Below are 14,133 nucleotides of genomic sequence, written 5' to 3'. Positions count from 1 at the left end.
CCGCCGAAACGCGCCCGGCACGGGCGGGTCAGCGGCTTCCCCGCTCCAGGGCCTCAGCACCGGACCGCGTCGGGGGTATCCGTGTCCGGCCCGATCCGAACGGGCCGGAGACCGGCGTACGCGGGGCGCTCGGCAGGACGTGGGCAGATGCGGCGAACGCGGCCGCGCCCGGCAGCGGACGGGCGGACGCGCGCACCCGTGCACGCCGGATCGGGGCTTTCCCCGGTACGGCCACGGTCACCTCCGGCCTCTTCGTCCGACCTCGTCGTCCGGCTGCTCGTACCTCACGCTAGCCTCAGCCACCGACAACGGCGCTTCGCGCACGGCAGCGGGGGCACCGCCCGCTCGGGCGCGGTCGAGAGTGGGAGTGTCATGAGCAGGGCGAAAGAGACGGATCGCGCGTACGACATCGTGCTCTTCGGGGCCACCGGCTTCGTCGGGGCGCTCACCGCGGAGTACCTCGACGCGCACGCGCCCGAGGGGCTGCGCTGGGCGATCGCGGGCCGCGACCGGCAGAAGCTGGAGCGGCTGCGCGACGGGCTGGCCGGTGCCCCCGACATCATCCGGGCGGACGTCTCCGATCCGGCGTCGCTGCGCGGGCTGGCCCGCAGCGCGCGCGTGGTGGCGACGACGGTCGGCCCGTACATCGTGCACGGCGAGGAGCTGGTCGCCGCATGCGCGGACGCGGGCACCGACTATCTGGACCTCACCGGTGAACCCGAGTTCGTGGACCTGATGTACGTGCGGCACGACGCGCGCGCCCGGGAGACGGGGGCCCGGCTCGTGCACGCCTGCGGTTTCGACTCGATCCCGCACGACCTGGGCGCGTACTTCACGGTGCGGCAGCTGCCCGAGGACGTGCCCCTGAGGGTCGACGGATTCGTACGCGCCCAGGCGATGTTCTCGGGCGGCACGTTCGCCTCCGCGCTCACCCAGTTCGCGCGCGGCCGGCAGATCCTGACCGCGGCGCGGGACCGCGGGCGGCACGAGCCCCGGCTGATGGAACGGCGCGCGTCCGCGCCGGTGAGCGCGCCCCGGTACGCCAAGGAGGTCGACGCCTGGGCACTCCCGCTGCCCACGATCGACCCGCAGATCGTGCAGCGTTCGGCGCGGGCGCTGCGGCGCTACGGGCCCGACTTCCGCTACCGCCACTACGCGGCCGTCCGGCGGCTGCCGATCGCGGTGGGCGGGGTCGCCGCCGTCGGCGCGGTGTTCGCGGCGGCCCAGCTGCCGCCCGCGCGGCGCTGGCTGTCCGACCGGATCAAGCCGGGCGACGGGCCGAGCGCCGCGCGGCGGGCCAAGAGCTGGTTCTCCGTGCGGTTCGTCGGCGAGGGCGGCGGGCAGCGGGTGTTCACCGAGGTCGCGGGCGGTGACCCCGGCTACGACGAGACCGCGAAGATGTTCGCCGAGTCCGCGCTGTCACTCGCCTTCGACGACCTGCCGCCGACCGCCGGTCAGGTCACGACGGCGGTGGCGATGGGTGACGCGCTCATCGCGCGGCTCCGCGCGGCGGGGATCACCTTCCGGGTCGCGGCCACCCGGTAGCCGGCCCCGGGACCTACAGCGGCCACGCCAGCACCGTGTAGATCATCCCGCCCACCCAGCCGACCCCGGCGACGACGGAGAGGACCAGCGCCGCCGTCACGGCCGGCTCGACGGGCCGGGCGGGGCCGGGCAGGTCTCGTCGGGCGGCGGGCTTCGGAGGTCGGTGCGTCGTCATACGGCACAGCCTGCCGATCACCGGGGTGCCGGCACATCCGTACATGTACTCAGATCGCGTGAGCGGTCAACGGGACGGGCCCGTCAAGGCGTTGCCTCCTGGAGGGCCCGCCGGCACAGGGAGTCCGCCCGCCGGGTGGTCTCCGGCAGGCGGTACTCCGGGGTGAGCGCCAGCGTGTGCGCGCACGCGTTGTCCAGGCTCACCCGGTGGCCGACCGACACGAACACCGGCTTGACGCCGTCCCGGGTGCGCAGTGCCCGTCCCACCTCGTCCGCGTCCGCGAGCAGGGGCGACGCGCTGCCGCGCGGGGCACCCGGCTCCTGGTACGCGAAGGCGAACGGGTTCTTGGCGACCCCGATCGTGGGCAGCCCGGTGAGCACGCCGAGGTGGCTGGCGAGGCCGAAGCGGCGCGGGTGGGCGACACCGTAACCGTCGCAGACGACGAGGCCCGGCGGGCACGGCAGCGCGTCGAGCGCGGCCAGCACCGTCGGGATCTCACGGAAGGCGAGCAGTCCGGGGACGTACGGGAAGGAGACCTGTCCGACGGCGGTGGCCTCGGCCACGACCTGGAGTGACGCCGCGTCGAGCACGACGGCGGCGGCCACCACGAGGTCCCGCTCGTCGTCGTAGGCCACGTCGACCCCCGTCACCGTGCCGGTGCCGGGCGGCGGTCCCGGCTCGTCGAGCACCACCCGCCCGCGCAGCTCGTCCTGCGCGGCGCGGGCCTGCTCCTCCGTCGCGGGCCAACCCGCGGGAATGCGTACGGTCTTCATGGTGGCGACGAGCCTACGGGCCGCCCCGCGGGCGAACCGGTCCGGGCCGCGCTGCGCGTCCGGCGGGTGCCGGGTGCCGCCGCTCCTCGCACGGCCCGGACAGGGGGTCAGCGCTCCAGGCGCGCCACCCGGCCCTTCTCACCCGCGGCCCAGCAGCCCAGGTCGGGAGTGCAGTCCACGGTGTCGTACGAACCGGTGTCCACGGTCCGCCAGGTGCGACCGCCGTCGGTCGTGAGGTCGGTGCCGGTCGGGCCGACCGCGAGGGCGGAGGCACGGCTGTGCGGGAGCCAGGCGACACCGGAGCGGTAGGCGGGCGGCGGCCGGCCGGCCGGGGTCCACGTGCGGCCGCCGTCGCCGCTGACGGCCGCCGACCGGGGAGACGCCTGGTCGGCGCGGTAGTCGCCGCCGACCGCCAGGCCGTGGGCGCGGTCGCGGAAGGCGAGGGCGAAGACCCCGCGGGCCGGGTCGCCGGCCGGGACCGGCGTGTCGGCCGCCTTCCAGGTCAGTCCCCGGTCGGCGGAGTGCAGCACGCGCGCGCGTGCGCCTCCGCCGGTGGCCAGCCACACGTCTCGCGGCCCCGCGCTCACGAGGCACTGCCCGCTCGCCGCGAACCCCGCCTCGCCCTCCTGCGCGGCGGGCATGCCGTCACCGGGCAGCACCTTCCAGGAGCGCCCGCCGTCGCTCGTGGACAGGATGCGGAACCTGCCGTCCACCGGGTCGCTCATCGCCAGGCCGTGGCGCCGGTCGAAGAAGGTGAGGCAGTCGTAGAAGGCCTTCGGATCGGTGTTGCGGAAGGACTCGGTCCAGGTGGCTCCGCCGTCGTCGGTGCGGAAGACCCGGGAGTCCTCGCCCTCGCCGATGGTCAGGGCCACGGCGCGCCGTGCGTCGAACGCCTCGATGTCACGGAACTCCAGTCCGGCCGCGCCGGGTGGCGAGACGTCTCGCCAGCTCGCGCCGCCGTCCGTGGTGCGCAGCACGGTGCCCTTCGATCCGGCCACCCAGGCGGTGTTCCGGCTGACGGCGGACAGTCCGCGGAACCGTACGTCCGTACCGCCGGCCTTGAGTTCCCAGTGGGCGGCCTTCCCGGTCCCGTGCGCCTGCGCCGGCGCCGCCGCTGTCAGCGCGGCGGCGAACGCGGTCGCGCACAGTCCCACGGCGACCGCCCGGCTCGTACGTCTCGACTTCCCCAAGCCCCTCATGGCGGGCGAAGCTAGTGCACCGGCACGGCGCCGTCCAGATGTCCTCGGCGGGAACCCCGGGACGCCGGTTGGTGTCCTCTCCGGTATCGCGGGCACGCGGGGGACTGGAAATGGATCATCACAATCCGCCGCGGGCGACCGCGTGGGGGGCTCGGTGACAGATGTCACTCGGGTCCCAGGTGCACTGAACGGCCCGTTCTCTCGTCTCTTCATGTGCCTGGCCTCATCCGCCCGAAGTTCGTCCAGCCGTCACAAGGGAGCAAGGCGTTGTCCACCGTCATCGAGCAGCCCGTAGAGGCCCGTCTCGTCGCCGCCGCGCCGCGGATGCCGAGCATTCCCGCAACGCTCCACTACGACCGGAGCGACCCCTTCGCCGTCCGCATGACCTTCCCGGCCCCGGCCACGCTGGAGGGCGTCGAGGTGTGCTGGACGTTCGCGCGCGAGCTGCTCGCCTCCGGCATGGAGGACGCCGTCGGGTACGGCGACGTACGGGTGCGGCCGTACGGCTACGACCGCACCGTTCTGGAGTTCCACGCCCCCGAGGGCACCGCCGTGGTGCATGTGCGCTCGGGTGAGATGCGGGACTTCCTGCGGCGCACGACCGAGCTGGTGCCCGTCGGGAACGAACATCTCCAGGTCGACCTGGACCACGACCTGGCGGAACTCATGCGGGGCACCTGCTAGGCGGTGCGCCGCCTCGGGCGGGCGCCCCCGCGGCCCGGCACGACCCGGCCTCCCGGGCGGACGGTGCTTCCGAGCCGGTGGGCACGGGGACGACGCGGCCCGGACGACGGAAACGGGCATGCCTCCGCCCGCCACGAACGACGTGAGCGTCCGCGGGCCGACGGCCCCGACGACGCGAACCCCGCGCCACGACGACGCGCATCCGGCCGGTCCCGTGAGAGCCCCCGCCGCGGCTCCCCTCCCCCGCCGCGGCTCCGTTCCACGGCACCCGGGGACCCGCGCCACCGCCCCGGTCAGCCGCCCGTCGCCGCTCCCGCGGTCGAGGCCGCGGTGGCCGCCACGATCATCGCCGTACGTACTTCCTGGATGACCTTCTTCAGCGCCGGGGCCGCCGCCCCGCTGCGCTCGGTGAGCTCCTCGATGCGCTCCTTGTACAGCTTGCGGTCCTTGCCCGGCGCGAGGGTGCGCAGCTCGGCGGCGGCCGCGAGGGCGACGAGGGCCGCGTCCCGGTCGGAGACCTCCGTGACGGGCAGGGGCCCCCGCAGGACCGCCCGCGCCTCCTCCCGCAGCGCGTCCACCGCCTCCACCCGCTCCAGCCGGTAGTCCACCGACGGGAAGAGCCCCAGCACCCGCTTCTTCCCGGCCCGCAGATATCCCTCCGCGGCGAGCTGCGCGCGGACCGCGTCGAGGGTGACGCGCGCCCGCAGGGTCACCCAGGTCTTCCACTTCCGCGGCCGGGACTCCTCGACGAGTTCCAGCAGTCCGTCCAGGGCGAGGTCACCCGTACGGACGTCGACGTCCACCGGTGTGGCGATGCCGTCCACATCGGCGAGCAGTCCGCGCTGGGCCAGTTCCGTGAGCGCGCCCGCGCGGACCAGGTGGTGGAGGTGGGTCTCGCCGGTGACCTTGAGCCGTGTGGTGTCCCAGGACAGCAGGTAGAGCCGGGCGGGCAGCGACAGCGGGCCGTTGGGCACGGTGGCTCCTTCGGGGGGCGGGCGCGGTCGGGGGTCGGCCACGTTAATCCGTTGACAGGCCTAGTACCCGTTCCTACGGTGTACAGCGGTTCTGTTGCCGTCGAACGGAGAAGGACGTTGCTCTACTGAGGTCTGAAGACACCGCTCCACACGACCCGCCGTTTCCGGCCGGTCGGTGCGTGGCGTGCGACCTCGGTGCATGAGCCGCCCTTCTGTCACGGGACTCTCACCTCTCTCCGTGCTCAGCCGTCGCCCCGCGGTGTCTCACACGCGTTGCCCTTGACCCCCTCAAGCAACCGCGAGGCCCCATGTCTGTATCCATCACCTGTACCTCCCTCTCCTTCGCCTGGCCGGACGGCAGCACCGTCTTCGACGGCCTGCGGATCGCCTTCGGCCCCGGCAGGACCGGACTCGTCGGCGTCAACGGCTCGGGGAAGACGACCCTGCTGAAGCTGATCGCGGGAGAACTCACCCCGGCCGACGGCACGGTGCGCGTCGCCGGCGAGATCGGGTACCTCCCGCAGAACGTCACCCTCGGCACCGGCCTCAGGGTCGACGAGACGCTCGGTATCGCCGCGACCCGCGCCGCGCTGCACGCCATCGAGGCGGGCGACGCGGCCGCGGAACACTTCGAGGCGGTCGGTGACGACTGGGACGTCGAGGAGCGCGCGCTCGCGCTGCTCGGCGAACTGGGTCTCGGCCACGTCGAACTGGACCGCACCATCGGCGAGGTGTCGGGCGGGGAGTCGGTGCTGCTGCGGCTCGCCGCGCTCCTGCTGCGCAGACCGGACGTGCTGCTGCTGGACGAGCCCACCAACAACCTCGATCTGTACGCGCGGCGCCGACTGTACGCGGCCGTCGAGGCCTGGTCCGGGGTCATGGTCGTGGTCAGCCACGACCGTGAGCTGCTGGACCTCGTCGACCAGATCGCCGATCTGCGCTCCGGCGAGGTCACCTGGTTCGGGGGCAACTTCTCCGCGTACGAGGAGGCGCTCGCCGACGAGCAGGAGGCGGCCGAACGCATGGTGCGCGTCGCCGAGGCCGATCTGCGCAAGCAGAAGCGCGAGCTGGTCGACGCGCAGGTCAAACTGGCCCGCCGCAAGCGGTACGGCCAGAAGATGAACGACCAGAAGCGCGAACCGAAGATCGTCATGGGGGCGCGCAAACGGGCCGCCCAGGAATCCGCGGGCAAGCACCGCATCATGCACGAGGAGCGGCTGGCCGAGGCGAAGGAACGGCTCGACGACGCGGTGGAGGCGGTCCGGGACGACGACGAGATCCGCGTCGACCTGCCGTACACGGCCGTGCCGCCCGGCCGCACCGTCCTCACGCTGGAGAAGCTGGAGCTGAGGTACGGCGCGCGGGTGGACGGGCTGTTCGATCTGCGCGGACCCGAGCGGATCGCGCTGATCGGGCGCAACGGCGCGGGCAAGACCACGCTGCTGCGGACGATCGCCGGGGAACTGGCGCCGGTGTCCGGCGAGGCCCGGACCCATGTGCCGACACGGTTCCTGCCCCAGCGGCTCGACGTCCTCGACGACGACCTGACCGTCGCCGAGAACGTGGCCCGGTTCGCGCCGGACGCCACCAACAACCGGATCCGGGCACGGCTCGCCCGCTTCCTCTTCAAGGGGGCGCGGGCCGATCAGCGGGCGGCGACCCTCTCCGGTGGTGAACGCTTCCGGGCGGCGCTGGCGGCGCTGATGCTGGCCGATCCCGCGCCGCAGCTCCTGATGCTCGACGAGCCGACGAACAACCTCGACATGGCGAGCGTCCGGCAGCTCACCACGGCGCTGGACTCGTACGAGGGCGCGCTGATCGTCGCGGGCCACGACGTGCCGTTCCTGGAGTCGATCGGAATCACACGCTGGCTGGTGCTGGAAGGAGGAGAACTGAAAGAAACCACGCCGGAAGCTGTCGGGTATCCCGCATAGCGGGGACCCACGGGGCTGGCTAACGTCGGTCGGGACGCGGGGGCCGCCCCGCGCCGGTCCCCGGGTTCCCGGGGCCGGCCGGCGGCCTCCTGTCATCGGGCCGGAGCCGCGTCGCGTCCGGCGGGGGCTGTTGCGCGCGCGAACGGCGCTGCATGATGTGCGCCGACGCACCCTGCCGATTCGGAGACCGCACGTGCCCAGCCAGAAAGCACTCATCCGCAGGCCCAGCCCCCGTCTCGCCGAGGGGCTCGTGACGCACATCGAGCGCGAGAAGGTGGACGTCGACCTGGCGGTGGAGCAGTGGGAGGCGTACGCGCAGGCCCTGCGCACGCACGGCTGGGACACCGTCGAGGTCGATCCGGCCGACGACTGCCCCGACTCGGTGTTCGTGGAGGACGCCGTCGTCGTCTTCCGCAACGTCGCCCTGATCTCCCGTCCCGGCGCCGAGTCCCGGCGCGGCGAGACCGCCGGGGTGGAGGAGGCCGTGGCCCGGCTGGGCTGCTCGGTGAACTGGATCTGGGAGCCCGGCACCCTGGACGGCGGCGACGTCCTCAAGGTCGGCGACACGGTGTACGTGGGCCTCGGCGGACGCACCAACGCGGCCGGGGTCCAGCAGCTGCGCGCAGCCCTCGAACCGCTCGGGGCGCGGGTCGTCCCCGTACCCGTGAGCAAGGTGCTGCACCTGAAGTCGGCGGTCACGGCGCTGCCCGACGGGACGGTGATCGGTCATGAACCGCTGGTCGACACGCCGTCGCTGTTCCCGCGCTTCCTGCCGGTGCCGGAGGAGTCCGGGGCCCATGTCGTGCTGCTCGGCGGCGAGAAGCTGCTGATGGCGGCGAGCGCCCCGAAGACCGCGGAGCTGCTCGCGGGTCTCGGTCACGAGCCGGTCGTCGTGGACATCGGCGAGTTCGAGAAGCTCGAGGGCTGTGTGACCTGTCTCTCGGTACGGCTCCGGGAGCTGTACACCTGAACGAGCGAACGACTCACCCGTCCGGCTCCGGGACCTGCGAGGCGGGAGCGGGGCGAGGGGCTCCGGAGCGAGCCCCGAGAGGCACCGACCCGCCTGGGAGACCCCGCTGATCAGGCACTCTTTACAGCGAACTTAACCTACGGTTTCGTAACCTACGGATACGTAGCCTACGATGCCGTAGGTTTCGTCCCCGCTCAGTCGTACGTTCAGTCGTACGTTCAGCCCTTCGTTTCAGCAGCTCGTCCAGCAACACGCTCAGTAACTCGCTCAGTACTTTCACGTCCCCCTGGAGCACCCGTGACGATTACTTCTCCCCACCTCGGCAGCCCGTCCGCCGCCTGGACCGACGCTCGGCTGCTGTACGCGCTGGAGGAAGTGGTCGAAACCGAGCTCAACCGTCACCTCAAGGTGGCCAAGGACTGGATGCCCCACGAGTACGTGCCGTGGAGCGACGCGCGCAACTTCCCCGGCCTGTTCGAGGACGGCGAGGCCTGGGGCAAGGAGCAGTCGAAGGTCACGGAGATCGGCCGGATCGCGCTGGTCGTCAACCTCCTCACCGAGGACAACCTGCCGAGCTACCACCACGAGATCGCCGCGCTCTTCGGCCGTGACGGCGCCTGGGGCACCTGGGTGCACCGCTGGACCGCCGAGGAGGGCCGGCACGGCATCGTGATGCGTGACTACCTGCTCGCCTCGCGCGCCGTCGACCCCGACAAGCTCGAGGCGTTCCGCATGGCGCACATGAACGAGGGCTTCGAGTCGGACAACCGCCACTCGATGCTGCACACGGTCGCGTACGTCGCCTTCCAGGAGCTCGCGACCCGCGTCTCGCACCGCAACACCGGTCACCAGTCGGGCGACCCGGTCTGCGACCGCATGCTGGCGCGCATCGCGACCGACGAGAACCTGCACATGGTCTTCTACCGGAACCTGCTCAAGGCCGCGTTCGAACTGGCCCCCGACCTGACCATGCGGTCCGTGCGCGACGTCATCGTCAACTTCCGGATGCCCGGACACGGCATGCCCGGCTTCGAGCGCGCCGCCGCGCAGATGGCCATCGGCGAGGTCTACAACATGCGCATCCACCACGACGACGTGCTGATGCCGGTGCTGCGCCACCTGAAGGTCCTGGAGATGGACGGCCTCGGCCCCGAAGGCCTGCAGGCCCAGGAGGAGCTCGGCTTCTTCATGGGCGGCCTGGACGCGGAGGCCTCGAAGTTCGACGAGAAGCTCGCGGCCCGCAAGGCGCGGATGGCCGCGCGCGCCGCCGGCTGACACCTCCCCCGTCGCACGACCGGGGCCGGCGGCCCCGGTCGTCACCCCGCTCGAACGCCGTCACTCCGCTCGTACGCCGTCACCTCGGCCGGCGCCGCGTCCCGCGCGTCGGCCACCGGGTGGCGGCGCGGTGTTCCCGGCCGCCCCGGCGATGACGGGCGTGGACCGGCGGTCTCACGGCGTACCGGCGGGGAGCGCGGTCCCCCCGGGGACCTCCCGCCGACTGCCGCGCGGTGGACCGATTCTCGGGTGCGGCGCCGCACCGGACTGCGGCATCATGCGGCCATGCACGACAACACCACGTCGGAACGGGCGACCGGGTTCCTGCTGGGTCTGCTCGGCTCCGGGGAGGCCGAGCGGGTGCGGCGGCGGATCGGCCTGCGGCCACCCCTGCCCGACGGGGAGCCGGGTGGGTCCGAGGAGGCCGGGGCGGCCCGGCGCGCGGTGCACTCCTGGTGGACGCGCACGCCCGTGCCGTCCTCCGTGCTGCTGTGGGTCCTGGAGGAGGACGACCCGGAACTCAACGCCCTGGTGTGGCGGCATCTCTCGGCGGACGACGCGATGCGCCGCGCGATCGTGCGCGGGATGCCGTACGGCCCCCTGCGCGGACGCTCGGTACCGGTGGCCGAGTCGGTGCGCCGGGAACCGGAGCCGCCGGTGCCCGAGCACTTCACCCGGCTCGGGCTCGTGGGCGCGCTGCGGGCCTCCCGGTCCATGGGCCCGGCACGCAAGGCCGCTTCCATGGTGGTGGGACGCCCCGGCTGGGAGGCGGTCGCGGTGGCCGACCAGGAGCGGGCGCTGCCCGGTTACGCGCGCTGGGCACTGGCCGTACGCCCCGACTGTCCGCCCGCGCTGCGCGAACGGTTCGGCTCGCACGCGAAGTTCACCCACCGGGTGCGGCAGTCGGGCGTCCTCGACGGTCCCGCGCGGTACGCGACGACGTGGACCCCCGCGGACCGGGTGCTGCGGGTGCTGTCACTGGGCCGGACGATGTTCCCGGCCCGGGTCCGGGAGGCCGAGGACGTGCTGCGGCCGCTGGTGCGCGAGCACCTGGGCGACCGTGAGGACGCCTGGGCCGTACTCGCCCAGCTCGTCGGCACGTACTACGGCACGGTTCCCGAACTGCTCGTGACCGCGGGGGCCGTCGCCTGAACCGCGCGGTGGGGCGAGGGGGCGGGGCGGCTGGATTCGAACCAGCGTGCTCCGGTTTGGGAGACCGGCCGCGCCTGCCTCTGCGCTACGACCCCGCTTGGCATCGAGCGTAATGCCTTCGCCCGATGTCGGTGGGTCCTGGTACCAAGGAGGTGACGGGGGAGAACGGGGACGGCGTCGGACACGGGGGCGGGGACATGACGTACGGGGAGCGGGCGCGGCGGCCCGTCGTCGATCTGGCGGACCGCAGGGCGCTCGGCCGGTACCGGCCGGCCGACCCGGAGGTGGTCGAGCAGGCGCGGCGGCTCAAGGAGGCCGCGCTGCTGGACTTCGGACTGACCGAGTCGGCGGTGGCGTCCTGGCTGTACGCGAAGTGCCACCACCAACTCGCCACCACCGCGGTGGACACGGCGGCCGTGGTGGCCTCGGGCGACGGCACCTGCCTGCTGCTCTACAACCCGGACTTCTTCGTACGACTCGGCCTGGACGGCGTGAAGTTCGTACTGTTCCACGAGGCGCGGCATCTCTTGCAACGGCACCTGTTCGCCGACCCGCAGCTGCGCGCGGACCCGGTCTTCGAGACGGCCACCGAGGTGTCGATCAACCACGTGGCGCTGGTGCGGCTTCGCCGGGAATCCCTGCCCCTGCTGGACGGGCAGCCCACGGGCGTCGACCCGCGCCTGATCCACACGGCGTACCGGCAGGACCTGCTCGCCCAGGGACTGGAACCGGTCGGCTACGACGAGTTCACCGGGACGGACATGACGGTGTACGGCGAGCTGAAGCGCATGCGCCACCCCCCGGTGGCCGCCCGGCGGATGTGCGTCCATCTCACGACCCTGGTGCCCGCCGACCAGGAGACCGTCGACGAGGTCTCCTCCTCCGCGCTGCTCAACGCCCTGCTCGCGGCCCGCCGTGGGCACACGGGCGCCGAGCGGGAGCTGCTCGACCTGATGGGCCGCACGGAGGACGCCTCGGAACGGACGGCGAGGATCTGGGGGCGGCTCGGTGCCGGAGCCCTGCGCGGCGAGACCGTCCGCACACGCACGGTCGACTGGTGGCAGCGCTGGCTGGTCGACGTACTCGGTTCGAAACTCCGCGACGGCGAGCGGCTCGTGTACCCCAAGAAGCGGGGCGCGCTGCTCGCGGCGCTCGGGCAGGAGCCGATGCTCTCGCGGCGCGGGCCGGTACGGGACAAGGTGCTCGTCATCGCGTACGACACCTCGGGCTCCATGCCGGACCGGGTGGTCGACTGGCTCACCGGCCTCGTGGGGAGGATCGACGGGGTCGAGGCGCACTGGCTGTCCTTCGACGCCGAGGTGATGCCCTTCGAGCCGGGCGGCCGCGTCCTCGGCGGGGGCGGCACCGACTTCCGGGCCGTCGCCGACTACGTCGAGGGACGCACGGAGGTGAACGGCCGCCGCTGCGAGGTGCGTCCGGACGCCGTGGTGATGCTCACCGACGGCTGGGCGCCGCCGATCACCCCCGCCGAGCCCGACAAATGGATCTGGCTGATCACCGAGGGCGGCAACGACTGGCCCGAGACCCACAGCCCGGCCATGGACTGCCATCGCGTGACCACCGGGTCGCACCGACCCCTCTCAGCACAGGACCAGGACCGATGACCACCGCAACCGACCCCGGCCGCACCGACCGCGGCGCACCCGCGCCCTCCCGTCTGGAGGCGTTCATCGACGCCCTGATCGCCATGGGGCAGACGGGCCAGATCTTCGGCGAGCACGGCATCGGCAAGACGGCCACGTTCTTCTCGCACATGGCGCGCGCCCACCCCGACGCCACCCTGGTGTACGTGCCGGCGGCCAACCTCACCCCGGACGACCTGCTGGTCAACGCGCCGGTACGGGACGCCCACAGCGGTGAACTCGTGCTGCGCCAGCTGGTGATGAGCCAGCTCAAACCGGGCACGCCCTTCGTGCTGCTCATCGACGACTCGTTGCAGGCGGGCGACACCGTCCAGTCCCAGCTGATGCAGATCGCCTGCGACTGGACGCTCGGCGAGCACGATCTGCGCGCCCTGGGCTGCGTCGGCGTCTTCCTCACCGACAACGAGTCGCTGGCCGAGACCTCGGCGCGGCGCGGCGACCTCGCGCTCCTCGACCGCATGGTCACCCTGCGCGTCACGGCGAACGACACCTCGTGGCGCCGCCATCTGTCGGCCACCTACCGGGAATGGGACCTGGCGCCGGTCTTCTCGCTGTGGGCGTCCCTCTCCCCCGCGTTGCGCGAGCTGCTCTCGCCGCGCACCCTCGACCACATCCTGGCCAACGCCCGGGAGGGGTTCCCGCTGCGCTGGGCCCTGCCCCTGGTGGGCGGGGAGCGGCTGCGTCTCGTCGAGCCCCGCCCCGACGGCCGCCCCGGACAGAACCGCACCTCGGAGATCCTGAACCGGATCGCCGAGGAGCTCGGTGTGTCCAATCCGTCGACGATCCCGGACCCGGTCCGCCAGGTCGTCAGGGCGGCCCTGCGCAATCGCTGGACCGTGCTGCTCCAGGGACCGCCCGGCTGCGGGAAGACCGAGCTCGTACGGGAGACGGTGCGCGAGGGCCTCGGCCGCGAGCCGCTGTACTTCTCGCTGCCGGTGACCAACGTCGAGGACCTGTGCGCGCCGATCCCGTCGGCGGACGGCACCCTGGACAACCTGCTCGCGGCGAACTTCACGGGTCCCGAGCCGAAGGCGATCGTCTGGGACGAGTACAACCGCCCCAAGGACAAGGCCGCGTTCGCCAAGCTGATGGAGATCACCCAGGAGTGGTCGCTCGCGGGGCGCCGGATCGAGAACCTGCGCGCGCAGATCGCCGTCCAGAATCCGCCGTACCACCTGGGCCGCAAGCTCCTGGTCGCGCGGAACAACATCGCGCAGGCCAGCCGGTTCACGGCCTCCCTGACGGTGGAGCCGCAGGACATCCCGGCCAACGAGTGGCTGCTCGCGCGATACGGCGCGGACGCGGAGACCGTCCTGGACTGGTGGAAGAACGACATCGACGACGAGGGCCGTGCCTGGATCACCAAGCGCACCCTGGAGCGGCTCATCAAGCTGCACCGGCACGGGCTGGAGCTGGAGATGGCGACGGTCTACCTCGGCGACGGCGAGTACGCGCCCGTCTCCCTGACGGCGCTCGTCGACCGGCTGCGCGGACGCCCGGTGACGGGCCTGCGCGAGCTCGCCCGCGAGGCGGACGCGTGGGAGGCCCGGCTGCGGCGCGCGGCACGGCACTCCGACGAGGGCACCGACGACAGCGACGTCGTCCACCAGATCCTCGCCAACGCGGAGCTGTCCCAGCTGAAGAGACACCGGGCGCTGGTGGCGCGGCTGGTCCCCCTGCTGCCGCCGAAGCTGCGGGCGACGTATCTGGTGGGGGCGTCGGCGCAGCAACAGCGTTTCTGGACAGAGGTGTTCACGGCCACACGGCGCTGACACCCGAGGCGTCCCC

12 protein-coding genes and 1 tRNA gene are annotated in these 14,133 nt (G+C 72.8%); 8 read left to right on the top strand and 5 right to left on the bottom strand.

The features are described from left to right. Positions 1 to 372 precede the first annotated feature (372 nt). Positions 373 to 1,545, top strand: coding sequence for a saccharopine dehydrogenase family protein (locus tag ACFV2J_RS27425; protein ID WP_385083011.1), 1,173 nt, complete (start codon positions 373 to 375; stop codon positions 1,543 to 1,545). A 13-nt stretch (positions 1,546 to 1,558) separates the two neighbouring features. Here ACFV2J_RS27425 and mmpA read toward each other — a convergent pair whose 3' ends face one another. The 3 genes from mmpA to ACFV2J_RS27410 all read right to left on the bottom strand — a co-directional run bounded on the left by mmpA (position 1,559) and on the right by ACFV2J_RS27410 (position 3,692). Continuing rightward, the gene (mmpA, locus tag ACFV2J_RS27420; RefSeq protein WP_385083012.1) at positions 1,559 to 1,720 is read right to left on the bottom strand and encodes a morphogenic membrane protein MmpA; all 162 of its coding nucleotides are present in this window, start codon (positions 1,718 to 1,720) and stop codon (positions 1,559 to 1,561) included. Positions 1,721 to 1,803: 83 nt separating this feature from the next. Next, the gene (locus ACFV2J_RS27415; RefSeq protein WP_385083014.1) at positions 1,804 to 2,493 is read right to left on the bottom strand and encodes an endonuclease V; all 690 of its coding nucleotides are present in this window, start codon (positions 2,491 to 2,493) and stop codon (positions 1,804 to 1,806) included. Between the two features lie 107 nt (positions 2,494 to 2,600). Next, positions 2,601 to 3,692, bottom strand: coding sequence for a WD40/YVTN/BNR-like repeat-containing protein (locus ACFV2J_RS27410; RefSeq protein WP_385083016.1), 1,092 nt, complete (start codon positions 3,690 to 3,692; stop codon positions 2,601 to 2,603). Positions 3,693 to 3,959: 267 nt separating this feature from the next. On the opposite strand from ACFV2J_RS27410, the gene ACFV2J_RS27405 reads away from it, so the two are divergent. Beyond that, entirely contained in the window at positions 3,960 to 4,376 is a 417-nt protein-coding gene (locus ACFV2J_RS27405; protein WP_385083017.1) for an SsgA family sporulation/cell division regulator, read from the top strand. A gap of 293 nt (positions 4,377 to 4,669) precedes the next feature. On the opposite strand, the gene ACFV2J_RS27400 is transcribed toward ACFV2J_RS27405, so the two are convergent. Further along, positions 4,670 to 5,350: a GPP34 family phosphoprotein gene (locus ACFV2J_RS27400; protein WP_385083018.1), complete on the bottom strand. Its 681-nt coding sequence runs from the start codon at positions 5,348 to 5,350 to the stop codon at positions 4,670 to 4,672. A gap of 308 nt (positions 5,351 to 5,658) precedes the next feature. Between ACFV2J_RS27400 and ACFV2J_RS27395 the strand changes: the two genes are divergently transcribed. The 4 genes from ACFV2J_RS27395 to ACFV2J_RS27380 all read left to right on the top strand — a co-directional run bounded on the left by ACFV2J_RS27395 (position 5,659) and on the right by ACFV2J_RS27380 (position 10,681). Beyond that, positions 5,659 to 7,284, top strand: a complete 1,626-nt coding sequence (locus tag ACFV2J_RS27395) for an ABC-F family ATP-binding cassette domain-containing protein (RefSeq protein WP_385083019.1) — start codon at positions 5,659 to 5,661, stop codon at positions 7,282 to 7,284. Between the two features lie 193 nt (positions 7,285 to 7,477). Then, entirely contained in the window at positions 7,478 to 8,254 is a 777-nt protein-coding gene (ddaH, locus tag ACFV2J_RS27390; protein WP_385083020.1) for a dimethylargininase, read from the top strand. Positions 8,255 to 8,551: 297 nt separating this feature from the next. After that, positions 8,552 to 9,529, top strand: a complete 978-nt coding sequence (locus ACFV2J_RS27385; protein WP_385083021.1) for an acyl-ACP desaturase — start codon at positions 8,552 to 8,554, stop codon at positions 9,527 to 9,529. 285 nt (positions 9,530 to 9,814) lie between these two features. Next, entirely contained in the window at positions 9,815 to 10,681 is an 867-nt protein-coding gene (locus ACFV2J_RS27380; RefSeq protein WP_385083022.1) for a hypothetical protein, read from the top strand. Positions 10,682 to 10,701: 20 nt separating this feature from the next. Here ACFV2J_RS27380 and ACFV2J_RS27375 read toward each other — a convergent pair. Continuing rightward, positions 10,702 to 10,778 (bottom strand) — tRNA-Gly (locus ACFV2J_RS27375). Between the two features lie 100 nt (positions 10,779 to 10,878). Between ACFV2J_RS27375 and ACFV2J_RS27370 the strand changes: the two genes are divergently transcribed. Together ACFV2J_RS27370 and ACFV2J_RS27365 are read left to right on the top strand one after the other, a co-directional pair. After that, entirely contained in the window at positions 10,879 to 12,306 is a 1,428-nt protein-coding gene (locus tag ACFV2J_RS27370; protein WP_385083044.1) for a hypothetical protein, read from the top strand. Then, the gene (locus tag ACFV2J_RS27365; protein ID WP_385083023.1) at positions 12,303 to 14,117 is read left to right on the top strand and encodes an AAA family ATPase; all 1,815 of its coding nucleotides are present in this window, start codon (positions 12,303 to 12,305) and stop codon (positions 14,115 to 14,117) included. The genes ACFV2J_RS27370 and ACFV2J_RS27365 overlap by 4 nt, the downstream gene beginning before the upstream one ends. Positions 14,118 to 14,133: the final 16 nt, after the last annotated feature.

This window comes from Streptomyces sp. NPDC059668 (genome assembly GCF_042734135.1).
Taxonomy (GTDB): domain Bacteria; phylum Actinomycetota; class Actinomycetes; order Streptomycetales; family Streptomycetaceae; genus Streptomyces.
This window is presented reverse-complemented; position numbering and strand designations above follow the sequence as displayed.